Annotated in this window: 18 protein-coding genes and 1 pseudogene; 14 read left to right on the forward strand and 5 right to left on the reverse strand. The window is 65.1% G+C overall.

Going from position 1 to position 22,445, the window contains the following annotated elements; all coding sequences use genetic code 11:
* The 7 genes and pseudogenes from VMJ11_RS01590 to VMJ11_RS01620 all read left to right on the forward strand — a co-directional run.
* Nucleotides 1-320, forward strand: a pseudogene (locus tag VMJ11_RS01590) (hypothetical protein); the annotation flags it as partial.
* A 602-nt stretch (nt 321-922) separates the two neighbouring features.
* The gene (hcp, locus tag VMJ11_RS01595; RefSeq protein WP_325616231.1) at nt 923-2,590 is read left to right on the forward strand and encodes a hydroxylamine reductase; all 1,668 of its coding nucleotides are present in this window, start codon (nt 923-925) and stop codon (nt 2,588-2,590) included.
* A gap of 17 nt (nt 2,591-2,607) precedes the next feature.
* Complete coding sequence (locus VMJ11_RS01600; protein ID WP_325616234.1) at nt 2,608-3,630, forward strand: 2Fe-2S iron-sulfur cluster binding domain-containing protein; 1,023 nt, start codon at nt 2,608-2,610, stop codon at nt 3,628-3,630.
* A 145-nt stretch (nt 3,631-3,775) separates the two neighbouring features.
* On the forward strand, nt 3,776-4,444 hold the full coding sequence (locus VMJ11_RS01605; protein ID WP_325616237.1) for a helix-turn-helix transcriptional regulator: 669 nt from the start codon (nt 3,776-3,778) through the stop codon (nt 4,442-4,444).
* Nucleotides 4,441-5,412 carry a threo-3-hydroxy-L-aspartate ammonia-lyase gene (locus VMJ11_RS01610; protein WP_325616239.1) on the forward strand — a complete coding sequence of 324 codons (972 nt, stop codon included), beginning with the start codon at nt 4,441-4,443 and terminating at the stop codon, nt 5,410-5,412. The genes VMJ11_RS01605 and VMJ11_RS01610 overlap by 4 nt, the downstream gene beginning before the upstream one ends.
* A gap of 512 nt (nt 5,413-5,924) precedes the next feature.
* The gene (locus VMJ11_RS01615) at nt 5,925-6,566 is read left to right on the forward strand and encodes a response regulator transcription factor (protein ID WP_325616242.1); all 642 of its coding nucleotides are present in this window, start codon (nt 5,925-5,927) and stop codon (nt 6,564-6,566) included.
* 35 nt (nt 6,567-6,601) lie between these two features.
* Nucleotides 6,602-7,351: a response regulator transcription factor gene (locus VMJ11_RS01620; RefSeq protein WP_325616244.1), complete on the forward strand. Its 750-nt coding sequence runs from the start codon at nt 6,602-6,604 to the stop codon at nt 7,349-7,351.
* 75 nt (nt 7,352-7,426) lie between these two features.
* Here VMJ11_RS01620 and VMJ11_RS01625 read toward each other — a convergent pair whose 3' ends face one another.
* Nucleotides 7,427-7,822 (reverse strand): hypothetical protein, encoded by a 396-nt coding sequence (locus VMJ11_RS01625; RefSeq protein WP_325616246.1) that lies wholly within the window; start codon nt 7,820-7,822, stop codon nt 7,427-7,429.
* A gap of 260 nt (nt 7,823-8,082) precedes the next feature.
* Here VMJ11_RS01625 and VMJ11_RS01630 point away from each other — a divergent pair, with 260 nt between their 5' ends.
* Together VMJ11_RS01630 and VMJ11_RS01635 are read left to right on the forward strand one after the other, a co-directional pair.
* Nucleotides 8,083-8,817, forward strand: a complete 735-nt coding sequence (locus VMJ11_RS01630) for an aquaporin (RefSeq protein WP_325616248.1) — start codon at nt 8,083-8,085, stop codon at nt 8,815-8,817.
* Between the two features lie 84 nt (nt 8,818-8,901).
* Nucleotides 8,902-13,416 carry an ATP-binding protein gene (locus VMJ11_RS01635; protein ID WP_325616250.1) on the forward strand — a complete coding sequence of 1,505 codons (4,515 nt, stop codon included), beginning with the start codon at nt 8,902-8,904 and terminating at the stop codon, nt 13,414-13,416.
* 164 nt (nt 13,417-13,580) lie between these two features.
* Here VMJ11_RS01635 and VMJ11_RS01640 read toward each other — a convergent pair whose 3' ends face one another.
* Nucleotides 13,581-14,057 (reverse strand): substrate binding domain-containing protein, encoded by a 477-nt coding sequence (locus VMJ11_RS01640; RefSeq protein WP_325616252.1) that lies wholly within the window; start codon nt 14,055-14,057, stop codon nt 13,581-13,583.
* A gap of 41 nt (nt 14,058-14,098) precedes the next feature.
* Nucleotides 14,099-14,500 carry a LysR family transcriptional regulator gene (locus VMJ11_RS01645; protein ID WP_325616256.1) on the reverse strand — a complete coding sequence of 134 codons (402 nt, stop codon included), beginning with the start codon at nt 14,498-14,500 and terminating at the stop codon, nt 14,099-14,101.
* 456 nt (nt 14,501-14,956) lie between these two features.
* Between VMJ11_RS01645 and VMJ11_RS01650 the strand changes: the two genes are divergently transcribed.
* The 3 genes from VMJ11_RS01650 (at nt 14,957) to VMJ11_RS01660 (ending at nt 17,822) form a co-directional block, all read left to right on the forward strand.
* On the forward strand, nt 14,957-16,072 hold the full coding sequence (locus tag VMJ11_RS01650) for a porin (protein ID WP_325616259.1): 1,116 nt from the start codon (nt 14,957-14,959) through the stop codon (nt 16,070-16,072).
* Nucleotides 16,073-16,320: 248 nt separating this feature from the next.
* Nucleotides 16,321-16,755 carry a CHRD domain-containing protein gene (locus tag VMJ11_RS01655; protein WP_325616261.1) on the forward strand — a complete coding sequence of 145 codons (435 nt, stop codon included), beginning with the start codon at nt 16,321-16,323 and terminating at the stop codon, nt 16,753-16,755.
* Nucleotides 16,756-16,847: 92 nt separating this feature from the next.
* Nucleotides 16,848-17,822, forward strand: a complete 975-nt coding sequence (locus VMJ11_RS01660) for an alpha/beta hydrolase (protein ID WP_325616263.1) — start codon at nt 16,848-16,850, stop codon at nt 17,820-17,822.
* Here VMJ11_RS01660 and VMJ11_RS01665 read toward each other — a convergent pair.
* Nucleotides 17,792-18,676 (reverse strand): EcsC family protein, encoded by an 885-nt coding sequence (locus VMJ11_RS01665; protein WP_325616265.1) that lies wholly within the window; start codon nt 18,674-18,676, stop codon nt 17,792-17,794. The genes VMJ11_RS01660 and VMJ11_RS01665 overlap by 31 nt on opposite strands.
* 120 nt (nt 18,677-18,796) lie before the next feature.
* Here VMJ11_RS01665 and VMJ11_RS01670 point away from each other — a divergent pair, with 120 nt between their 5' ends.
* A complete protein-coding gene (locus VMJ11_RS01670) occupies nt 18,797-20,392 on the forward strand; it encodes an MDR family MFS transporter (RefSeq protein WP_325616267.1) in 1,596 nt (531 codons plus the stop codon).
* A gap of 92 nt (nt 20,393-20,484) precedes the next feature.
* Nucleotides 20,485-20,958 (forward strand): MarR family winged helix-turn-helix transcriptional regulator, encoded by a 474-nt coding sequence (locus tag VMJ11_RS01675; protein WP_325616270.1) that lies wholly within the window; start codon nt 20,485-20,487, stop codon nt 20,956-20,958.
* A 90-nt stretch (nt 20,959-21,048) separates the two neighbouring features.
* On the opposite strand, the gene VMJ11_RS01680 is transcribed toward VMJ11_RS01675, so the two are convergent.
* Entirely contained in the window at nt 21,049-22,329 is a 1,281-nt protein-coding gene (locus VMJ11_RS01680) for an amino acid deaminase (protein WP_325616273.1), read from the reverse strand.
* Between the last annotated feature and the right edge of the window lie 116 nt (nt 22,330-22,445).

Consider the following 22,445-nt stretch of genomic DNA (forward strand, 5'->3'; position numbering starts at 1 on the left):
TTCACCGCCACGAGCGAATCCGACTGGCTTATACGGTACGAAAGAAGGCCCTGTCGGGGCAGGAGCAGACACGCGAGACGGCGTCGCCGGAGTTGCAGGTCGCCCTAGAGCGGATAGCCAGGCTGGAAGGCGAAAATCGCCGCCTGGAAGCGGAGAACAACGCACTGCTTGAGCAGTTTGCACGATGGGCCTACAACGCCCAGACGCGGAATCTGACCAAGGAATTCCTGAACAATCCGCTTCCTGCCGTGGACCGCGAACGAAGCAAACCACTTCAGCCGGCAAAGAAGTCATCGTTGGCCGGCAAGAGCCGTCGATGAGGGGCCGCGCAGGGACCTGTGGATAACTTGCGCTGCTCTCCCCCCTGCACGATTAAAGATATTTCCTGACCGAAAAGCGAAAGCACCAAAAATTAGAGCCCGGCTACGCCGGGCTGAACAAAAGCGTAAATAAGATGGGACATCTGGCAAGATTAGCTACGTCTACTAGTACGATGGGATTGTGTGAGCCTTATGCAGCAAGCTTTCCAAGCGTTATTGACAAACAAAAGTGCCCATAACCATTTTGAGGTTGCGTAACCGCGGAATATGAGCATCAACCCCGCCTCTGTGCGGGGTTTTTCTTTTTCACCTGCGTTATTCATTGCGCCTGGAAATCTGTCTGCCGGACAGCGGCACGCCGAACTCGTCACCGCGCACATGCAGGCCGCAGCCGGCGCTGCGACCTTTTTGCACACGCAGTCTCCTTTCCGCCTGAGCCTGCACATTTCCTGACCAAAATCACGGCAAATCCGCCGCTGCTGAGTGACCATAAAAAAGATGCATTAATTTTGCATCTTACAGAGATCGCGCATCGATCCGACAGTCGATCAGGCGCCTCTCGATCACGTCATCGCCGTCACCCACAAGGAAAGGAGCAAGCCGTGTTTTGCTATCAATGTGAACAGACCGACCGCACCCAGGCCACACCGGGGTGCGCCTCGGCGAGAGGCAACTGCGGCAAGGACGCCACGACCTCGGATCTGCAGGATCTGCTGATCTATGCCGTCAAGGGCATCGCACAATACGGCGCGCTCGCGCGCAGCCTCGGCAGTCCCGATCGCGAGGCCGACCGTTTCATGCTCTACGCGCTGTTCACGACGCTCACCAACGTGAACTTCAACGCAAGCCGCTTCGTCGCGATGCTGCGTGAGGCCGCGCAGCATCGCGATCGCGTGAAGGCGGCCTGCACGGCGCTCGCGCTCGCGCAGGGCGTCGCCGTGCAGGAGCCGGCCGGTCCCGCGCACTGGCAGCCGGGCAACGATCTCGCCGAATTGCAGGCGCAGGCCGCGCTCGTCGGCATCAAGGCAGGGCTGCCGAACGTGGGCCAGGATATCGTGGGGCTTCGCGCACTCGTGCTGTACGGTCTGAAGGGCGTGTGCGCCTATGCGCACCACGCGCGCGTGCTCGGCTACGAGAGCGAAGAGGTCTATGCGGGCGTGGAGGCGGCGCTCGTGTTTCTCGCGAGCGACCCCGCACAGGCCGGCGATCTGCTCGAGCATGCGCTCGCGCTCGGCAACCTGAACCTGAAGGTGATGGAACTGCTCGACGCGGCGAACACGGGCCGCTTCGGCATGCCCGAGCCCACTGCCGTGCGCATGACGCCGGTGGCGGGCAAAGCGATCCTCGTCTCGGGTCACGATCTCGGCGACCTGGAGGCGCTGCTCGAAGCGACTCAGGGCACCGGCGTGCAGGTCTATACGCATGGCGAGATGCTGCCGGCCCATGCTTATCCGAAGCTGAAGGCGTATTCGCACCTCGCGGGCAATTACGGCGGCGCATGGCAAGACCAGCAAGCCGATTTCGCGAACTTCCCCGGCCCGATCCTGATGACGTCCAACTGCCTGATCGAGCCGCTCCCGCAGTACCGGCAGCGCATCTTCACGGCGGGGCCGGTGGGCTGGGCCGGCGTGCGCCATCTCGAGCATCACGGCTTCGCACCGCTCGTGCAGGCCGCGCTCGCGCTGCCGGGCTTTCGCGAGACGGCGCCCGAAGAGGTCATCACGATCGGCTTTGCGCGCAATACGGTGCTCGGCGTCGCCGACAAGGTGATCGACGCCGTGAAGGCCGGCCAGATCCGCCACTTCTTCCTGATCGGCGGCTGCGACGGCGCCGCACCGGGCCGCAACTACTACACCGAGTTCGCGCAGGCGGCGCCCGAGGACACCGTCGTCATGACGCTCGGCTGCAACAAGTACCGCTTCAACCGTCACGCGTTCGGCGACATCGGCGGCATTCCGCGCCTGCTCGACGTCGGCCAGTGCAACGACAGCTACTCGGCGATCCAGATTGCGATTGCGCTCGCGAAGGCCTTCGATTGCGGCGTGAACGATCTGCCGCTCACGCTCGTGGTGTCGTGGTTCGAGCAGAAGGCGGCCGCCGTGCTGCTCACGCTGCTCGCGCTTGGCATCCGCAATATTCATCTCGGACCGACGCTGCCCGCCTTCCTCACGCCGAACGTCCTCGACATTCTCGTCGAGCAGTTCGGCATCCAGCCGATCGGCGTGGCGCACGCGGATCTCGCGGCAGCGCTCGCACGCAAGGCCGCATGAATGCCGGTGGGAATGCGATGAGTTATCGAATCGAGCTCACCACGCGCGACGGCCACGCGTTCGGCTTTGCGTGCGAGCCGGGGCAGGACGTGCTGGCGGCGGCCGCGGCGGCGGATATCACGCTGCCCTCGCAGTGCCGGCGCGGCAGTTGCGGTGCGTGTCACGCCACCGTGACAGAAGGCGCGTACACGCTCGGCGCGCATGGCGCCGACGCGCTCCCACTTGGCGAAGCGCAGGCGGTCCTGCTGTGCCGCACGACGCCTTCGGGCGACCTGCGCGTGGCCGTGCCGTACGACCACACGAAGGTGTTGCTGCAGCCGGTCGCCGTGCGCGCGGCTCGCATCGCCGCGCTGGAGACGATCGCCGACGACACATGCCGCCTCGAACTGCAACTCGAACCCGACGACATCAACGGCAGCGCCGCCGAATTCGAAGCGGGCCAGTTCGTCGAGCTGGCGCTGCCCGAGCTTGGCGTGCGGCGGCCGTTCTCGCTTGCTAACACGAGCAACTGGGAAGGGCGCCTCGAATTCCTGATCCGGCTGCGGCATGGAGGCGAGTTTTCGGCGTATCTGCGCGAGCGGGCGCGGCCAGGCGACGCGCTCACCGTGCACGGCCCGCAAGGCGGCTTCGGACTGATCGCGGATAGCCTGCGTCCGCGCTGGTTCGTTGCGGGCGGCACGGGGCTCGCGCCAGTGCTTTCGATGCTGCGTCGCATGGCCGAGTACCAGGAGATGAACGACGCGCGGCTTTTCTTCGGCGTGAATCGCGAGAGCGAGCTCTTCATGCTGGGCGAGCTGGACGCGCTTCGGGCGGCGTTGCCGCAATTGCGCGTCGAGCTGTGCGTGCGCGAAGCGGCCCACGGCTGGCAAGGCTCGCACGGCACGCCAGTCGATGCGCTTGCCGCCGCGCTTGCGCCCGGGGGGGCCGTGCCCGACCTCTACGTCTGCGGGCCGCCCGCCATGGTCAGCGCCGCGCAGGCGGTGGCGGCGCAGGCGCGCGTGCCGTCCGTGCAGTTCGTCAGCGAGCGCTTCGCAGTCTGAGCGGTCGGCGCTTCGTCTGCTTCTTTCCCCGTTTCTGTTGACCCCGCCCTCGGGCGGGTTTTTTTTCGCGCGTCGGTCGACCGGGAGAGGCGCCGATTCGTAAGTAATTGACATTTGGTCATTAACTGTCAAAATGTCCAGCATCATGAAGCCAATCCGCGAAATCCGTTCCAGCCAGCCGTGCGACGAAAACGAGCTGCTCCTGCGTGAGGGCAGCAAGATCGTCGAGGCGCTCGGCCAGACGCTCGCGCCGCTTGTCGAGGTCGTGCTGCACGACCTGACGCGGCCCGAGCATTCCGTCGTGGCGATCTCGAACAACCTGTCAGGGCGGCAGGTCGGTGATGCCGCGACTGAAATGGGCCTCGCGCGCATTACCGACCCCGGCTTTCCCGAGGTCGTGCCCAACTATCCGAACCGCTTTCCCGACGGGCGTGCGGCCAAGAGCACGTCGATCGGCCTCAAAAACAGCGCGGGCGAATACGTCGCGGCCCTCTGCCTGAACATGGATGTTTCGCTGCTCGGCGCGGTGACCGCGGGCCTCGGCCAGCTGATCCAGACCGAAAGGCACGCGCCGGTGGCCGAAACGCTCGCGCCGCGCGCCGCCGGCGACGTGCGCGCGGCACTCGAACGCTTCGCCGCCGCGCGCAACACCACGCCCATCGGCATGACACTCGCGCAGCGCCGCGAAGCCGTGCGCGAACTCGCGGCGAGCGGCCTTCTGAACCTGCGTCATGCACTCGCCGACGTGGCTACCACGCTCGGCGTGGCGCGCTCGACCGTATACACCTACTTGCCAGCCGAAGACCGACCATGAGCACTCTGCCTATCACCTTCGAAGACGTTGTCGCCGCCCACGAACGCCTGCGCGGCGTCGCGCATCGCACACCGGTTCTAACCTCAAGCACTGCGAACGAACGCACCGGCGCGCAGCTTTTCTTCAAATGCGAGAGCTTCCAGCGCATGGGCGCGTTCAAGTTCCGCGGCGCCTACAACGCGATTGCGCAGTTCACGCCGCAGCAGAAGGCGGGCGGCGTGATCACGTTTTCGTCGGGCAATCACGCGCAGGCGATAGCCTTGTCGGCGCGTCTTCTCGGCGTGAAGGCCGTGATCGTGATGCCGCACGACGCGCCCTCCGTGAAGGTGGAGGCGACGCGCGGCTACGGAGGCGAGATCGTCTTCTACGACCGCTATACCGAGGACCGCGAGGCATTGGGCAAGCGGCTCGCGGCCGAGCGCGGTCTCACGCTGATTCCGCCTTACGACCATCCGCACGTGATGGCCGGGCAGGGCACCGCAGCGAAGGAGCTGTTCGAGGAAGCGGGCGAACTCGACATGCTGCTGACGCCGCTTGGCGGCGGCGGCCTGCTCTCGGGCTGCGCGACGGCCGCGCACGCGCTCGCGCCGGCATGCACGGTGGTGGGCGTCGAGCCCGAGGCCGGCAACGACGGCCAGCGCAGCCTGCAGACGGGCAAGATCGTCCACATCGACACGCCGAAGACGCTCGCCGATGGCGCGCAGACCCAGCATCTCGGCAACTTCACGTTCGAGGTGATCCGCGAGCGCGTGAGCGAGATCGTCACGGTGAGCGACGCCGAGCTGGTCGAGACGATGAAGTTCTTCGCGAGTCGCATGAAGATCGTGGTCGAGCCCACGGGCTGCCTCGCGGCGGCGGCGGTGCTGCACGGCAAGGTGGACGTGCGCGGCAAGCGCGTGGGCGTGCTCATCTCCGGCGGCAACGTCGACTTGCTGCGTTTCGCGGAGCTGGTTCAGGCTGCGGGCTGAGGTGCTTTAACGGCTGAGGTGCTTTAACGGCTGAGGTGCTTTACGGCTGAGGCGTGGTGCGCTCAGCCGCGCTGTTGCGCGCTGCGCCGTGCGCGCGTTCGTCCCTGGCCGAATTCCTTCCATTTGCGGCCGGCTCAACCGGGCGCGGCCGCGCCTTTCACCGCGCTCGCTACATTTGCGTGGAAACCGCACTCGCGCTGGGCAATAACGGCGTGTTCATCGCTTTACTGGCCCCTCCTGCAACTACTCCATTGCGCTAGTCGTGCTTTGCATGGCCGTCTTTGCGCGTCGGCGTGAAGTAACCTCTTTTGGGGGCACTTTCGGGGAAAGGTGGCCTCATTGAGCATAATTCATGCGAAAAATGGAGACAGGAGAGTTAATGTTTCGGAAATCTCCGATTTCGGCGGTCGAGATTCAATGGTCAGATAAAAGACCCTGCTGACGTTGGCGCATTCTGGCGCGCGCTCGGGGCGCAACGCGCCACGGCAAACTCACCTCGAAGGAGATTCAGTGTGAAGCTACGTGTCGTCCTGACGGACGATCATCCATTCGTTTTGCCTGGTCTTCGCTCCGTACGCATCGTTGTGGGGGACATCGAGGTGGTTGGCCTGGCGAGAACCGCAAGCCAGCTACTCCAACTATTCGAAACGGTATCGTGCGAAGTCGTGGCGGCCCACCTCGCGATACCCGCAGCCTCCGGCGAAGCCGAAGATGATTTGCGTCTCGTGCGGCGTTTGCGTCGCGATTGGCCCCATATTCGCGTGATCGTCGCGCCGGGCGTCACGAATGCCGCAAACCTGCGCGCAATGGCGTGCGCGGGCGTGACCGGCGTGTTGGGCAAGAGTGCTCCCATGGATCAGATCGAGGGCATCGTGTGCGCGGCGGGGCAACGGCACACCTCGATGAGACCCGCCATTGAGCGTGAATTCGAGGTCGCCGGTAGCAGGCCCGCTATGCGCGCGCCGCGTTTGACGCCACGCAAATCAGCGGTGATTCGCAGGTTCGCCGGCGGCTGCACGCCCCCCAGAATCGCGCGCGCCCTCGGCCGCGAAGTGCACACGGTGAGCCGCCAGAAGCAAGACGCAATGGCGAAGCTCGGCGTGAGCAACGACGCGGGACTCTTCGCCTTTGCGAGGGCGTACGGACTCCTATGAATTGGTCTACCTTGCCGTCGGCGCGTTGCGCCTCAATGCGTGCGGCTCCCATGCGCGAGCGCGACGAGACGCGTGTCGCCTCGTCCGCCTCGGCCCTCGTGCTAGCGCCCGAGACGGTCGAAGTCGCGGCGCCTGTGCGCGTAATCGTCGCGGACGATCACCCGGTCGTCCTGCATGCATTGGAAAGCCTCCTCGCGAGCTATCCCAACCTGCAGATCGTCGCGCGTGCGCAGAGCGTGCCCGAACTGTTCGAGGCCGCGGCGCGCCATCCCTTCGAGCTCGTTCTGATGGACCTGTATATGTCTCTGCCCGGCGAGATTGACGGTCCTGGCGCAATCCGCGCCTTTCGCAGCGATTTCCCGCACAAGGCCGTGGTCGTGCTCACTATGGAAAGCGACGCCTCGGTGTTGCGCAAGGTCATCGATCTCGAGGTGAACGCTTTGCTCAGCAAGTGCGACCGGATCGACCTGATTCCGGTTGCGATCATGTCGGCGATGGCGCGCGAGCACTATGTCGGGCCCGTCGTGCGCGATTTGCTGGAGGCTGCGGTGCGCACCGAGCGGCGCGAGGAGGTGCAACGCATTCTCACGCGGCGCGAGTTCGAAGTGATGACGCACTATGCCGCGGGACTCGGCGTCACGGAAATCGCAGGTCTGCTCGGCCGCAGCGTCAAGACGATCAGTGCGCAGAAGTGCGCGGCCATGAAGAAGCTCGCACTCAGCAACGACATCGAGCTGTATCGATTCGCGGTCGAATGCGGCGTGACGCAGGGCGAGCAAGCCTGAGCGCGCGTTCGCACACAACGCCGACATGCAAGACATTCGCGTCGCGCGAGAGGCGCCCACTCGCGCGAACAGGCCTCAGTGGATGATTGCCGACGCGCAAGCGAGGGTTCGCGATCGTGTCGCGAATTTTGGGACGCAACGGCGCGCGGTGTAGTCGGCGGCGAGGCCAGTGACACGCTTGCGCTCGCTACGCAGATCGATACGACCGAGCGTGACGTTTGTCGCTTCCGCACTCTGTATACGTGGCTTGCGCGGCGAATAGCGATCGTTTGCCGTGCTGCGTGCGCTTGCGCGCACGGTGTGCCGCTCTGTCAGATCGTCGGTCGGCTCCCACGCAGCGTCAGAACACTCAGCGCGCAAAAAGCGCAGCAGGAAGCGAGATCGGGGCCTTGCCTTCGACTCACCAACCGCGATCGTGTCGATTTCGCAGCGCAGGTCGAACTCGCCCAGTTCCGCCCGAGTCGCGCACATCTCAATTTACCGCCCTTTTTTCTGTAGGAATTCTCTTCGTTTATCTCGCGCAATGTCCTGTTCATTTTCAGAGTTGTCCTATCTGAATGCCGGGATTGTCTCTCCATAATTTCAGATTAGACGCGTGGTCCGTCAGATATTCCCGCTTTTGCTATGCGATAGACGGGCGGCCCAGTCAGAGCCGGCCGGAAATGGTGTAGCAGGCTGCCCGCGGCTCCGACGGCTTCCGCGCGAATCTGCGATGGATTGGAGGCAGGACGATGAAGCTCGGAAAGCGTTTGGCGGTCGAGGGCGCAGGCACCGCGTGGCTCGTGTTCGCGGGATGCGCGGCCACGGCGCTTGGCGCGAACCTTTCCGCGCAGGGCAACAACGTGCTCGAAATGGCGGCGGCGTTCGGCTTCGCGCTCATGGTCGTGAGCTATGCGGCCTCGCGCGCGACGAGCGCGCACTTCAATCCCGCGGTCACGATCGGCTACGCGGTTTCCCGGCGCTTCCCGGTGCGCGACGTCGCGCCGTACATCGCGGCTCAGACCGTAGGCGCCATTCTCGGCGCCGCCTTGCTCATACGCGTCGCGAGCGGGCGCCCGGGATTTTCGGTCGCGGTCTCCGACTTCGGCAGCAACGGCTACGACGATCATTCGCCCAGCGAATACGCACTCTCCGCCGTGTTTGTGCTCGAAATGGCCGTGTCGTTTGCGTTCGTCTTCATCCATCTGTTGATGTCGAGCACGGCTGCGCGGCGCAAGGCGGCACCTCTTGCGCTGGGCGCGTGCCTTGCCGCCATCTATCTGATCGCCATTCCTGTGAGCAATGGCGGCGCGAATCCGGCGCGCTCGACAGGGCCGGCGCTTTTCGTCGGCGAGTGGGCGCTCGATCAGCTCTGGCTCTTCTGGGCGGCGCCGCTGTTGGGAGGCGCCGCGGCTGGCATGGTGTACCGCCTCGTGTGCCGCCGGCGTTCGTACACCTTGTCCGCGCCGTTGCGCGAGGGCGCGTGAATGCTGTTCGCCGTACGCCGGGTGCCGATGAGGTCGACTTTCGACATCCCCGCTTTGCACGCATACCCAGCCAATTCCCGGAGCGTGTGCGGGCTTTCTGGCGCGCTTGCACTCGTCGTGGCGTTTCTGCTCACTTGTTTCGCAACTGCGGCGGACGCTGCGCCTTCGGGCGGGCCGCTCGGCCAGGGCGCCGAACTTTCGCGACGTGAGCCCACGGCGTTGCCGCCGCGGCTCGTCGTGGGTGTCGTCGCGGGGGGCTGGCCGCCGCTGGAAGTCTTCGATGGCGGCACACTCACCGGCTTCAGCGCCGATTATCTGCGCCTGCTCGTTGGCACGGGCGTCAAACTTCAGGCGCGTATCTTTCCTGACATGCCGACGCTGCTCGCGGCGGCCTGCGCGGGCGACATCGACATCGTAATGAGCCTCGCGCGCACCCCGTCGCGCGAACGCTGTCTCGCCTTTACGGTGCCTTACCTGAGCGGCAACACGGCATTCGTCACGCGTGCCGGCAACACGTCGCTAGCCACCCAGCCGGAGCGCCTCGCGCATGCGAAGTTCGCCGTCGAGCGCGGGTATGCGCTCGAATCCGCATTGCGCGAGCGTTTTGCACAGGCGCGAATCAAAACGTTCGTGAGCACGCAGGCTGCCCTGCACGCCGTCGCAGAGGGCGAGGCCGACGTTTATGCGGGCTTCGCGCCGGTCACGCGCTATCAGCTTACGCTCGATGCACTCCGCGATTTGCGCGTCGCTTTCGAGGAGCGCGAGCGCATGCGCGAGTTGCGCTATGCCGTGCCGGTGTCGAAATCGGGCCTGCGCGATCGACTCGATCTGCTTCTTGCCGGTGTGCGGCCGGCGGCGGCAGCGACCGTGCGGGAGCGCTGGCTCGGCAGCGAGGTGCACCAGAATGCCTCGTCGCCGACGTTCAGCCTGAGCCCCGACGAGCGTGCATGGCTGCGTGCCCTGCCGCCGCTGAAGGTCGGCTATGACGCCGGCTGGTTCCCGTTCAGCTACAAGAACAGTGCCCGTAAGCCGTCAGGCATGGCCAACGATTATCTCGACTATCTGAGCCGCTCGCTCGGCGTGACCTTCGAACGCGTGCCGATTTCCCCTTGGGCGAGCGCCGCGGACGCACTGCAGCGTGGCGAGATTGCGCTCGCCGCGACTTCGGTGAACGACGGCGCGTTCGGCACCGGCGTGCACTATTCGGAGGCTTTCGAGCACTATCCGCTCGTGATGGTCGGGCGCCGCACCGAGCCGATGGCGCGCTCGCTTGCTGACTTCGCCGGGCGCCGCATCCTGCTCGCACCGCACGCGCCGGAACTGCAGGAATTATTGAGTGCGCCGGACGGCGGCCTGATCGGTGCGCAGGTCGCACGCGCGGCGAGCCTCGATGAGGGGCTCGAGACGGTCGCACACAACGAGGCAGATGTGCTGGTGGTCAACGCGGCCGTGCTCGACGAACCGCTCAGCGGCAAGTACCTCGAATCGCTGAAGGTGTTGGGCGCAGTAGGTGTCGACGAGTCGGCGGCTTTTGCCGTGCGCGGCGACCTCGCGCCGCTTGCGCGCCTGGTCGATCGTGCGCTCGACTCGATGACGCCCGCCGAACAGCAGCAGATCCGCAATCGCTGGACCGCCGCCGCGTCGACGCGAGCCGGCGGCTGGAGCGTGAACGCATTGCGCCTTCTGCCGCTGCTGATCGTGTCCGGCGTGCTGCTGCTCGTCACGATGCGCGCGTACATGCAACTGCAGCGCGAGATGCAGCGGCGGCGGCGCGCCGAGCAGGTGCTGGCGCGCCAGGTCGAACAGCAGGACACGATGATGGAGATGATCCCCTATCCACTCGGCGTAGTGGATCTCGACAGCCGCTTCGTCGCGATCAATCGCGCCTACGAGGAGGCGACAGGCCTGCAGCGAGCCCAGGTGCTGGGCCAGACGGGCTGCGCGATCATGGCGTGGGGGCTTGAAAACAGCCGCCGCATGGACGAACTCTACCGGCTCACGATCGCCGACGGCGAGAGCCAGCGCGTCGAACTGACCTTTGAGAACGCCGGTGGCGAGGCGCGTCACGGCATCTTCTGGACGCGCCTGTGCCGGGACCCGCAAGGCACGCCGTTCTGCGTGCTCGGCACGCTGATCGACGTCACCGACATTCGCCGCGCCGAGCTGCGCGCACGCGAATCGGAGCGCTTGCTCTCGGACGTCACGAGGTCTGTGCCGGCGATCGTGTTCCAGCTGCGCCGCGCGGCCGACGGCAGCTACTCGTTTCCGTACGTCGGTGGAGACACCCAGCGGCTGCCTCGCGGCACGGCCGAAGCGCTCACGCACGCCAGTTCGGTCGACCTCACGCGCATTTGCCGACGCGACCGCTCTCGCCTTGCCGCGCGGCTCGAACGTTCCGCGCGCCGTTTCCTGCCGGTCCACACCGAGTTCCGCTTCAATGGCCCGACGGGCCTCATCTGGGTGCGCGCGGAGTTCGCGCCGCCCCGCGCCGAAGACGGCGCGATCCTCTGGAGTGGTTACGCGGTGGACATGAGCATCGAGCACGCGCGCGCCGAAGAGCTCAAGCACGCACGCGACATGGCTGAGGCAGCCTCGCGGGCGAAGGACGATTTTCTCGCCATGATGAGCCACGAGATCCGCACGCCGATGAACGGCGTGCTCGGCCTGATCGAGGTGCTCGAGCGCACGCCGCTCAATCCCGACCAGGCGCAGATGATCGGCATGGTGCACGAATCGGCAGGGGCGCTGTTGCAGATTCTCGACGACCTGCTCGACTACTCGAAGATCCAGGCCGGCCATCTCGTGACCGATTCCGAGCCGTTCGACGTGCGCGAGCTCGTCGACAATGCCGTCGGGTTGCTGGCGGCGCGTGCGCACGAGAAGGGGCTGAAGGTGCGCGTGGACGTGGAGGCGGGCGTCGCGGCGCTATTGCGCGGCGACAGCGTGCGGCTGCGCCAGATACTCTTCAACCTGCTCAGCAATGCGATCAAATTCACGCTGGAGGGCGAGGTGAGCGTGCGCGTTCGCGCGCTCGACCTCGGCGGCCAGGTCGACGCGCCCGTGCGTCAACGGCTCTCGGTCTCGGTGGCCGATACCGGCATCGGCATTGCGCCCGAGGCGCACGCACAGCTGTTCGAGCCCTTCGTCCAGGCCGAGACGTCGACTACGCGGCGCTTCGGCGGCACGGGGCTGGGTCTCACGATCTGCCGCAAGCTCGCGGCGCTGATGGGGGGCGCGCTCGAGCTGGAGAGCGAACTCGGCCGCGGCACTTGCCTGACGCTGCACATCGAACTGCCGGTGGAGGCTCGGTACCGCACGGCCGACGACGGGCTGCTGCAGGGCAAGCGTGCACTCGTCGCTTGCAGCGACGCGAAAGTGGCCACAGCCTTGATGCACTTTGGCGTCGCGCGCGGTATGAAGATGCGTCAGGTGGCGCCTGCGGAGCTTGCCCGCGCCGCGCGTGCGGGCAAAGTCGACATGATTTTCGCATCGGAAGCGCTGATGGAGGGCTTGGGCAAGCTGGAGGCGCCCATCCTTTGCCTGACGGAGAAGCCGAAACCGGTCGGCTATCGCGTAGCGGAGAGCGGCGTGCGCGTGAGCGTCAACCCGCTGTCCTGGCGCGGCTTGAGCGTCGCTTGCGCGATGGCGCTGACGGGGCTGCCGGTCAAGGCGCCTGGGCTGGCGCGTCCGGTCGACGAAAACGCGATCACGCTTCCAGCGCCGGATCGCGAGAAGGAGCTCGCAACTGGACGTCTCATCCTCGTGGCGGAGGATCATCCGGTGAACAAGGAGCTGATTCGCTATCAGCTGACGCTGCTCGGCTTTGCCTGCGATGTCGTCGACGACGGCGCGCAGGCGCTCCAGGCGCTCGCCGAGCGAGACTACGGCTGTCTCATTACCGATTGTCATATGCCGAACGTCTCGGGCTACGATCTCGCGCGGCGCATACGCGAGGCGGAGCGGGAGGCGGGCGATGGGCGGCGTTTGCCGATACTCGGCATCACCGCCAACACGTATCTCAGGAACAAGCGCCAATGTCGCGAGGCGGGCATGGACGATTGCCTGATCAAGCCGACGCGCGTGGCCATTCTGCGCGAGCACCTCGTACGCTGGTTCGGCGCGCAAGGCGCGCAGCGCGTCGTATTGGACGAAGCGGCGAGCGAGGGCGGCACCACCGGCCAGGCCGAGTCAGGGGCCGGCCCGGCGGCGGCCTCCGGTTCCGGCACGGGAGCCGACAGGCCAGTGAGCGCACGCAGGTTCGCGCCGCTCGACCTCGCGCACATGATCCGGGTTTGGGGCGGCGAGGCGACTGTGAAGACGCTCCTCGGCACATTCGTCTCGTCAATGCGTGACGACCTGGATGCGCTGCCGCCGCTGCTCGAGCAAGCCGATGTCATGCGGCTGCGCGAATGGCATCACCGGCTCGCCGGGGCCGTGGGCGTGCTGCAATACCCGGCTCTGCTCGCCGAGCTCGAGACGTTTCGCCGTCACATGAATAGTCATACGGCCGGGCAGTTGCGCGAGGAGGGCTACGCGCTCATCCGTACCTGCCAGGAGATGCTCGGCGGCATAGAACAACAGGCCGCACTGCTGACGTGAATGGTGCGTAGCACGAGCGTTCGGGCGCAGGAAAAAACGGGCGAAAAAAAACGCGGCCGAAGCCGCGTTCAAGCTTGGAGACCCTTCGATGAAGAGTCACTTCTCGCAATCAAAGCTTAGTCGCGGTGCGAGGAGAAATCGAGATGAATTCGATCAATTGATTGTTACGGTAAGTGCCTGTAATCATCGCGCTTGCGAAACCATTCGACGGTGAAATCCACGAACGATCGCGTTTTTGCCGGCACGTGGCGACGGCCTGGGTAGACGAGCGAGAGTTCCTTCTCCGCATCGCGGATTTCCCACTCGGCAAGCACGCGCACGAGCAGGCCCTTTGCGAGATCGGCGACCACCTGGTTCGCAGGCAGGATCGTGATACCCATGCCCGCTATCGCGGCCTGGCGCAGCATCACTGAATTGTTCACGGCGTATGTGGGCTCGAGCAGCATCGGCACGCGGGCGCCGTCCGGACCCTCGAAGTGCCATTCGTTGCCGTGGACGTCGGCGGAAGGAGCAAGCAGCTTGTGCGCGCTGAGATCGGCTGGATGGTGCGGCGCAGCACGGCTTGCTAGATAGGTGGGTGAGGCGACGGCGGCGGGCGCGACATTCACGAGCGGCCGGCGGATCAGGGTGCCGCCGCTCACCTGGCGTGGCGCGACGATGCCGGCGTCGAAACCCTCTTCGATCAGTCGACGGGGCGGTGCAGCAGCGTGAGCGAGAGCCGGACTTTGGGGAACGCGGCGAGATACTGCGCGAGCATGGGCGTGAGGTCGTGCAGCGAGAACGATGCATGCGCGACAACGCGAAGTGTGCCCGACGGGACCGATACGCCATGAGCGATCTGCGTTTCGATGCGTTCCAGGTCGTCGAGAACCTGGCGGCAGCCCTGTGCATATGCGGCGCCCGCTTCGGTGAGCGACGCGCTGCGCGTGTTGCGGTTGATGAGCCGTGTTTCCAGGTGAGCTTCGAGCAATGCCACATAGCGCGTGATCACCGCGTTCGACATGTTCAAGCTGGCTGCCGCCCGACCGAACGAGCCGTGCTCCGCAACGCTCACGAATACACGCATGGCCTGGAGCTGATTCATGGTTTTGGGGCGCGAGGACATGGAGCAGAGCGGGACTTCAATGAATGAGTAATGAGGGTGGGGTAAATGCGCTATGCATACCCTGATTGATGGTACCGATGCATACCGGGTGAGTGGAATGGGAATCGTCCGAATCAACGCTTTATCTCGAATTAAGGTGTTGCATTGCGACAACGATTTATCAGGATCCCGTATGAATTTGTCGCCCATCAAAAAAATAGAGATAAGACGTGAGCGTTGAGGAACAGGAGCTTCAGGGTTGACCCCAAGCGTTTTCTATTTGTTCAAAAACTCTTTTATATAGCTTCGGGGTGGTGAGCCAGAAAGCGTCAACCATAAACTTTGCGATGCAAATCAATGCGATGTCGCATACACCGCACCATGGAATCGCTATGCCGGCGTGAGGCCGGTGACGGCATCCACTTTTGCCGAAAGGCCTTGCATCGAAGGAAGCATATGAAGAAGAACCTGGCTATCGCAGCGGCAGTCGCTGCGACCTTTGCTACGGCGTCGTACGCACAAAGCAGCGTCACGCTCTACGGCATCGTTGATGCCGGCTTTACCTACACCACGAATATCGGCGGCAACGCGAACTACGCGTTGACGAGCGGCAACATTCAGCAGAGCCGTTGGGGTCTGCGCGGCGCCGAAGATCTGGGCGGCGGTCTGCGCACGATCTTCACCCTCGAAAGCGGCTTCGACGTCACGAACGGCCAGCAGAACGGTGCCCTGTTCAGTCGTCAAGCGTATGTCGGCCTGGCGCACGACCAGTACGGCACGCTCACGCTCGGTCGCCAGTTCGACTCGGTCGTCGACTACGTTGGCCCGCTCATGGCCGTCGGCACGTGGGGCGGCACCTACATGGCGCACGTCCTCGACAACGACAACGGCAACGCCACGTTCTCGATCAACAACTCCGTGAAGTACCGCAGCGCGAACTACTCGGGCTTCGAGTTCGGCGGCCTCTACGGCTTCTCGAACCAGGCCGGTGGCTTCGCGAACAACCGCACGTATAGCGCCGGCGCAAGCTATAGCTATGGCGGTCTGCTCCTCGGCGCGGCGTACCTGCAGGCGCAGGGTCTCAATCGCAACGCGAACGGTTCGCTCCAGGGCGCACCGCTCGCCACGACTTTCGACAACGTCTACCGTCAGCGTACGTGGGGCGCGGGTGCGAGCTATACGTATGGTCCGATGGTCGGCGGCGTCGTATTCACGCAGTCGCGCGTGAACTCCGAGGGGAGCAGCGCGCTTCGCTTTAACAACATCGAAGCCAACTTCCGCTACAACCTCACGCCGGTTCTCGGCATCGGCGCGATGTACACGTACACGAACGCCAATGGCGACGGTATCGACACGGGTACTGGCAGCCGCTCGGCGCACTGGAACCAGTTCGGCGTGCAAGCAGACTACGCACTGTCGAAGCGTACCGACGTCTACGTCGAAGGCGTGGGCCTGTGGGGTGCTGGCCAGAACGCGGTGGGCCTGACGCAAGTTGGCTACACCTCGAACGGTGGTGTTTCGTCATCGAAGAACCAGGGCGTCGTCTCGACGGGTATCCGTCACCGCTTCTAAGGACTTCAGGAGCTTCGCGTTCCCGGTCCTGCACGTCACAAACGTTGCAAGCGGGAACGCGTAGCACTGGATAGCAAATAGGGAGTACCTGGGTTGAAGGGCGCTGCTTGCAGCGCCTCTTTTTATTGCAGGCAGCTTACGTTGCGCCGACTTTGGCGCATCGGACACGTTGCGCGAATTTGCTCTAGCATGTGAGAGCGCGGCTGCGACCTTATGGTGCAGCGCGCCACAACAACAGGAGAAATTCCATGAAAGCGCTTCGTCCGCTGCAGCTCGCTCTCGCCCTCTGTGTTTTCGCCTCCGGCGCCGCGTTCGCCGACACCGTCGCGCTGAAAGCCGATCTCGAACCGTCCAGCGAAGTGCCGCCGCGCGTGAGCCAGGGCCACGGCATGCTCAACGCGACGTTCGACACGTCCACGAAATCGCTGAACTGGACCATCACGTACGAAGGACTGTCGGGGCCGGTGATGGCCGCACACTTCCACGGTCCGGCGCCAGTCGGTCAGAACGCGAACGTGCAGGTGCCGATTCCGAAGGGCGAGCTGGCGAGCCCGATCAAAGGATCCGCCACACTCAACGAGCAGCAGGTCACCCAACTCATGGGCGGGCAGTGGTATTTCAACATTCATACGCAGCAGAACCCTTCGGGCGAGATTCGCGGCCAGGTGCTGCCTGCCAACTGACTGGCGCTCGGGCATTTGCCTGTCGGCTCGTTCCTGCAATCGACGTTTGATTGCAGGACGGTATCGATGGACCTCCGCCCAGAGGTGAGGCGATGAGCTGGCAATGCAGGCTGATTTGCGGGTTCTTGCGCCGCAACTTCCTGCCGCAAACGCGCAAGCCGATAGACATTGCGCGCGTGCGCCTGTTGACGCAGAGGCGCATCTGGACGCCACGCGTGCCGCGCGGCTGGCGGTTGCGCGAACAGTACGAAGTCTCCGATGTCCCCTTGCGCGGCGAGTGGCTCCTATGCGAGCGCTTGCCTGCGCAGCGCACATTTCTTTATCTGCATGGCGGCGGCTATTACTTTTGCTCGCCGCGTTCGCAACGCGCGATTTCGTTCGGCCTGGGCAAACGCGCCGATGCCGATGTCTTCTCGCTCGAATACCGCCTCGCGCCAGAGCATCCGTTTCCGGCCGCGCTCGAGGACGCACTGGCCGCCTATCGCCGCTTGCTGGCGAATGGCGCTCGGGCTGGCTCGATCGTGATCGGCGGCGATTCGGCGGGCGGCGGCCTGGCGCTTGCCACGCTCATTGCTTTGCGCGACGCAGGCGATGCGCTGCCGGCCGGCGCGTTGCTCTTTTCGCCCTGGACCGATCTTGCCGTGACGGGCGCATCGATACGCGAGAACGACGGGCGCGATCCCATGTTCTGTGGCGACGTATTTGCGCGCATCGCGCCGCTCTACCTCGGCGCGGCAAGCGCAACCGACCCCTACGCCTCGCCGCTTTACGCCGATCTTCGCGGCCTGCCGCCGCTGAGTTTCTTTGTCGGAAGCACGGAGACGCTGCTCGATGACACGCGCCGCGTGGCCGAACGCGCGCGGGCTGCCGGCGTGGAGGTGGAGTGCGAAGTGGCGCGGGAGCTGCCACACATCTGGCCGATCTACGCGCCGTTCATGCCCGAAGCGCGCCGCACGCTCGACGCCGCTGCGCATTTCGCCCGTCGCGTCACCGCCGCAGCCACCGATGCGCGCGGCGATGGCAATCCCAGCCCGTCTCAGTCTAGCGAGACGTCGATCGCGTCATAGACTTCGCGCACGGCGGCTTCGCCGTAGCGGCGTTCGAGCCGGCGCACGGTGAAGTGTCCGTGGGCCACCTGCTGGAAATGATCGATGAAGACGGTGTTGACCATCGCGCCGAGCACCGCGCCGATGGCCGGAATCGACTTTGCCGCGACCTGCTCGCTCACCTGCACGGAGAACCGCGCGGCCACGGTTTGCATGAGCCTGAGGAGCGCCGTGGAGCCGTGCGCGGCGAAGCCCTTCGTCGCCAGTTCCGACGAGGCCTTCGACACCGCCTGCGCCAGCGCACCGCGAACGATGAAGTAGCCGAAGTCCGCTTCGTCGTCGGCGCTCGAGCGTCCGCCCATGCCGAATACGGTCAGGCACTGCAACTGCGTTTCCGCCCGTGTCAGATCCTCGCCCTCGCTGCGTGCGATGTCGCAAATCGAGCGAAACATCAGCGTGGTCGTGACTGGCAGCTCGACCGGTAGTGCGAAAAGGCCGAACGCACCACCCGCCGCGCCCGTGGTCGCTACCGCGAACTTGTGCAGCAGGTTGCTCGGCCTCGCGTTTGCGCCCGCGCCAGGCACGCCATGCGCACCATCGGACGGCACGAGCGCGCCTGGTTTGCCGAGCGTCTTCAGGGCGAGCTGCAAGCACTTGCGCAGCGCGGCTTGCGTGGCGTCGGTCACCTTCTCGTTCGCGACGCCGGGCAGCCGAGCGATCAGCTTCTCCACCGGCGCGCCGACGATCGCCGCCAGCTTCATGCCGAGCGGTGGTGTTTCGAGTTGATGTCTGGCGCGCCGCAGCGCGTCGAGATCGGCCGCGGAGAAGGCAGCGGCGGGACCCTCGCGGGGCACGAGCGCGGGTGTCGGCTCCATGACTCTCCTTCGATTCGGAACGGCAAAGGCGGATAGCACCGCCACTCGACGCCCAGTGTAGTGGATCGGGTCGTGCTATGATTCAAACCTTTGACGCGTCAACCGTTGCTGGATCAAAAAATGGCCGTTCATACCGCCGCCCATCACTCAAGCGGGCAGGTTCTGCCGTTCCGGGAGTCGCTGCTCGCGATGCTCGGCGTCTCTTTCGTGACGATGCTCGTCGCGCTCGACCAGACCGTCGTGGGCACCGCGCTGCCGACCATCGTCGCCGAATTGCGCGGCTTCGAGCTTTATGCGTGGGTCGCCACCTCCTATCTGCTGACCTCGGTCATCACCGTCCCCATTTTCGGGCGGCTCGGCGACTATTACGGGCGCAAGCCGTTCGTGATTGCGTCGATCGTCGTCTTCACCGGCGCTTCGGTGCTGTGCGGCGCGGCGAACAGCATGTTATTCCTCGTGATCGCGCGCGGCCTGCAAGGCGTCGGCGGCGGCATGCTGGTCGGCACCGCGTTTGCCTGCATTCCCGATCTATTTCCCGATTCCGTGGTGCGCCTGCGCTGGCAAGTGCTGATGAGCTCCGCATTCGGCATCGCCAATGCGGTTGGGCCGTCGCTCGGCGGCTTCCTCACGCAGTACTGCGGCTGGCGCTCGGTGTTCTACGTGAATCTGCCCGTCGGCTTGCTCTCGCTCTTTTTCGTCTGGCGCTATCTGCCGCATTTGCGCCACGTCGCGCACAAGGAGCGTATGCGGCTCGACTGGCCCGGCGCGCTGCTCATCGCGCTCGCGCTCGGCAGCCTGCAGCTCTTCGTCGAGCGCCTGCCGGGGCACGGCCTCAGTGCCTCGGCCATCGGGCTGCTCGCGCTCGCACTCGCGGCCGGCTGGGCGCTGTGGCACTGGGAGCGGCGCTGCCCGCAGGCGATCCTGCCCGTCGACATGTTCCGCAACGCTAGCCTCAACGCACTCTTCACGCTGGCCGTGCTGGGCGGCTTCACGATGTTCTCGCTGCTGTTCTATGCGCCGCTGCTGTTCCAGGGCGGCTTCGGCATGACGCCGAAGGAAGCGGGCGTCGTCATCACGCCGCTCGTGGTGTTCATCACGATCGGGAGCATCGCGAACGGGCGTATCGTCTCGCGCATCAAGAATCCGAACCTGATGCTCTACATCGGCTTTGCGATGCTCGCCGTAGCGTGCTTCGCGGTTTCGCTCGCCACGCGCGGAACGCCGCGCGGACTGCTCATGGCGTTCATGATCATGGCCGGCGTGGGCCTCGGCTTCGTCATGCCGAACCTCACCGTCTTCGCGCAGCAGACCGCCGGGCGCGAGCATCTAGGCATCGCCACGGCGCTCTTGCAGTCGCTGCGCATGATCGGCGGCATGATCGGCACGGCGTTCACCGGCACGATGGTCACCCAGCTCTATTCGAGCGGCGTGCAAAGGGCGCTCGATGCCGACCACGCCACGCACTGGCTGCCGCAGCTTGCCGACCCGCAAATTCTCATCAACCGCGACGCGCAGGCTGCGCTGATCGCCGATCTCACGCACGCCGGGCATAATGGCGCGCCATTGCTCGAAGCCGCGCGCGAGGCGCTAGTGGGCGCGATTCATCTTGGCATTGCCGTGGCTGCGGCGGTTGCGCTGGTGTCGGTCTGGCAGACGCGGCGCGTGCCGCCCGTCAAGCTGCAGCGCAAGGTCGAGCCCGTGATTCACGCGGATTGAGTTCCGGCCGTTCGCGGCACATACCAGAACACCCAGCACATACCGGCGGACACCGGCAGATATCGGCCCTAGCGCCGCCAGGAAATCAAAGCATGGAAATTCAGGACCGCGTCGCCATCGTCCAGCAGTTCGGGCGGACCTACCGCTCGTTCATGTCGGCGTTCGAGGCGCAGGTCGGGCATCCGCTGCCGCGCTGGCGCATTTTGCTCGCGCTCTACGACCAGAACGGCGAGTCTTCGCAAAAGCGGCTCGTCGAGCGGCTGCGTGTGGATCCGGGCGCGCTCACGCGGCAGTTGAAGGCGCTGCAGTCGCTCGGCTGGATCGAGCGTCGCGCCAACGAGCGAGACAACCGCATCACCAATGTGACGCTCACCGACGCGGGCCGCGCCGTCGTGGAAGAGGGGATGCCGCGTCGCAACGCGTTCCTGAATCAGACGATGTCGCTGCCCGACGACGTGCTCACGGCGCTCTCGGGCGCGCTGGGGATGATGGAGGCGCGCATCGGCGAAGCCGCCGCCGCCGCGGCGATCGCGCGGGCGCCAGAGGCGCAATCCGAAGCGGGCTGAGCGCGCTACATTCGCTGAGTCCGCATCCACGCGCGCGGCGGCGTGCCATGCGCCGCCGCGCCTCTTTCTCGAAGGCGGCGGCTGCCGCGATCAGAAGAACGTCTCGATCACTTCCGTTACGCGATACGACGGATCGACCATCAGCACCTGGCGCCACTTGTCGAACGTGAGGCAGGGGTGCGAGATGTCGAATGCGATCATGTCGCCGACCTTGAGATCGGCGAGCGCCGGAATCTTCAGGTACGCGTGCTGATCCATCATCTGGAACACTTCCCAGCCTTCGCTCGCGGCCACTTCGCGCGGCGTGCCGCCGTTCGCGGGGCGATAGTGGCGCGACGGTTCCGGAAAGCCCGCGTCGAATGCGGCGTCGCGCTTGCCGAAGCCCACGATGGCGCGGCCCGGCTCGGGAATCGACTGCACGTAAGCCCATAGCTGCAGCGCGGGCAGAAGCGCCACGCCCATCTCGCGCGCCACCGGGTTGCGCGTGAGGATCTGCGTTTGAGCCTGCTTGTACACGCCCACGTCGTGCGTCACGTAGCAGCCGGGACGCAGCACCACGTCGATCGCGCCCGCCTGCGTGGCCGGTGCGAACTCTTCCGCCACGATGTCGTACCAGGCCGAACCGGCGCCCGAAAGGAGCGCTGGGGTACGCGCGAAGCGGCCCGTCGCCGCGAGCTCCTGCGTGACATTCAGCGCATCGCGCAGGAAGGTGCGCACTTCGCTCTCTTCCTTGAGAATGCCCTCGTACAGCTCCACGCCCGCCAGCTTGAGCGAGTCGGGGTAACGCGCGATGGCCGCGAGCACGGCGTTGCGCGTGTCGGTGTCGCGCACGCCCGTGCGGCCGCGCGGCACGCCCAGTTCGAGCAGCACCTGCAGCGTGCGGCGCGAGGCGCGGAAGAATTCGCCAAGTTGCTCGACGCCCTCCACCGAATCGACCAGACAGAAGAACTCGAAGTCCGGATCGCTGAGCAGCTCCGCGATGATCGCCATGTTGCGGCGGCCCACCAGCTGGTTCGCCATCAGCACACGCGAGATGCCGCCGCGGTACGCGGCACGCGTTTGATGTGCCGTGGCGAGCGTGATGCCCCACGCACCGGTCTCGATCTGGCGGCGAAAGAGCTGCGGCGCCATCGTCGTCTTGCCATGCGGGGCGAGCTTCACGCCATATCGCGTGACGAAGTCCTGCATCCACTTGAGATTGTGCTCGACGCGATCGGCGTAGAGCACCGCTGCGGGCAGGCTCACGTCCTCTTCGAGCAGATTCCATTCGAGGCGCGCAGCGTCCCCGAGCGGCACGCTCGATCCCGGCACGTTGCCGAGGCCTTTGCTGTTCGGGTCGATCGTCGCACTCTGATAGTTTGTAACTTTCATTTCCCTTTGCTCCATACGCTCCATTGCACCGCCGTATTCCGTGCCGGCGTTGACTCGGAGATAGTACACAAAGTAACATCGCTTCGTGAATTGTTATTTACTAACAGGCTCCCTGC

The organism is Paraburkholderia sp. (assembly GCF_035501035.1).
Taxonomy (GTDB): Bacteria; Pseudomonadota; Gammaproteobacteria; order Burkholderiales; family Burkholderiaceae; genus Paraburkholderia.

Coding starts and splice junctions, on each gene's coding strand:
- VMJ11_RS01600 (WP_325616234.1), top strand. CDS start 2,608: ATGAGTTATCGAATCGAGCTCACCACGCGCGACGGCCACGCGTTCGGC.
- VMJ11_RS01605 (WP_325616237.1), top strand. CDS start 3,776: ATGAAGCCAATCCGCGAAATCCGTTCCAGCCAGCCGTGCGACGAAAAC.
- VMJ11_RS01610 (WP_325616239.1), top strand. CDS start 4,441: ATGAGCACTCTGCCTATCACCTTCGAAGACGTTGTCGCCGCCCACGAA.
- VMJ11_RS01620 (WP_325616244.1), top strand. CDS start 6,602: ATGCGTGCGGCTCCCATGCGCGAGCGCGACGAGACGCGTGTCGCCTCG.
- VMJ11_RS01625 (WP_325616246.1), bottom strand. CDS start 7,822: ATGTGCGCGACTCGGGCGGAACTGGGCGAGTTCGACCTGCGCTGCGAA.
- VMJ11_RS01630 (WP_325616248.1), top strand. CDS start 8,083: ATGAAGCTCGGAAAGCGTTTGGCGGTCGAGGGCGCAGGCACCGCGTGG.
- VMJ11_RS01645 (WP_325616256.1), bottom strand. CDS start 14,500: ATGAATCAGCTCCAGGCCATGCGTGTATTCGTGAGCGTTGCGGAGCAC.
- VMJ11_RS01650 (WP_325616259.1), top strand. CDS start 14,957: ATGAAGAAGAACCTGGCTATCGCAGCGGCAGTCGCTGCGACCTTTGCT.
- VMJ11_RS01655 (WP_325616261.1), top strand. CDS start 16,321: ATGAAAGCGCTTCGTCCGCTGCAGCTCGCTCTCGCCCTCTGTGTTTTC.
- VMJ11_RS01660 (WP_325616263.1), top strand. CDS start 16,848: ATGAGCTGGCAATGCAGGCTGATTTGCGGGTTCTTGCGCCGCAACTTC.
- VMJ11_RS01665 (WP_325616265.1), bottom strand. CDS start 18,676: ATGGAGCCGACACCCGCGCTCGTGCCCCGCGAGGGTCCCGCCGCTGCC.
- VMJ11_RS01670 (WP_325616267.1), top strand. CDS start 18,797: ATGGCCGTTCATACCGCCGCCCATCACTCAAGCGGGCAGGTTCTGCCG.
- VMJ11_RS01675 (WP_325616270.1), top strand. CDS start 20,485: ATGGAAATTCAGGACCGCGTCGCCATCGTCCAGCAGTTCGGGCGGACC.
- VMJ11_RS01680 (WP_325616273.1), bottom strand. CDS start 22,329: ATGAAAGTTACAAACTATCAGAGTGCGACGATCGACCCGAACAGCAAA.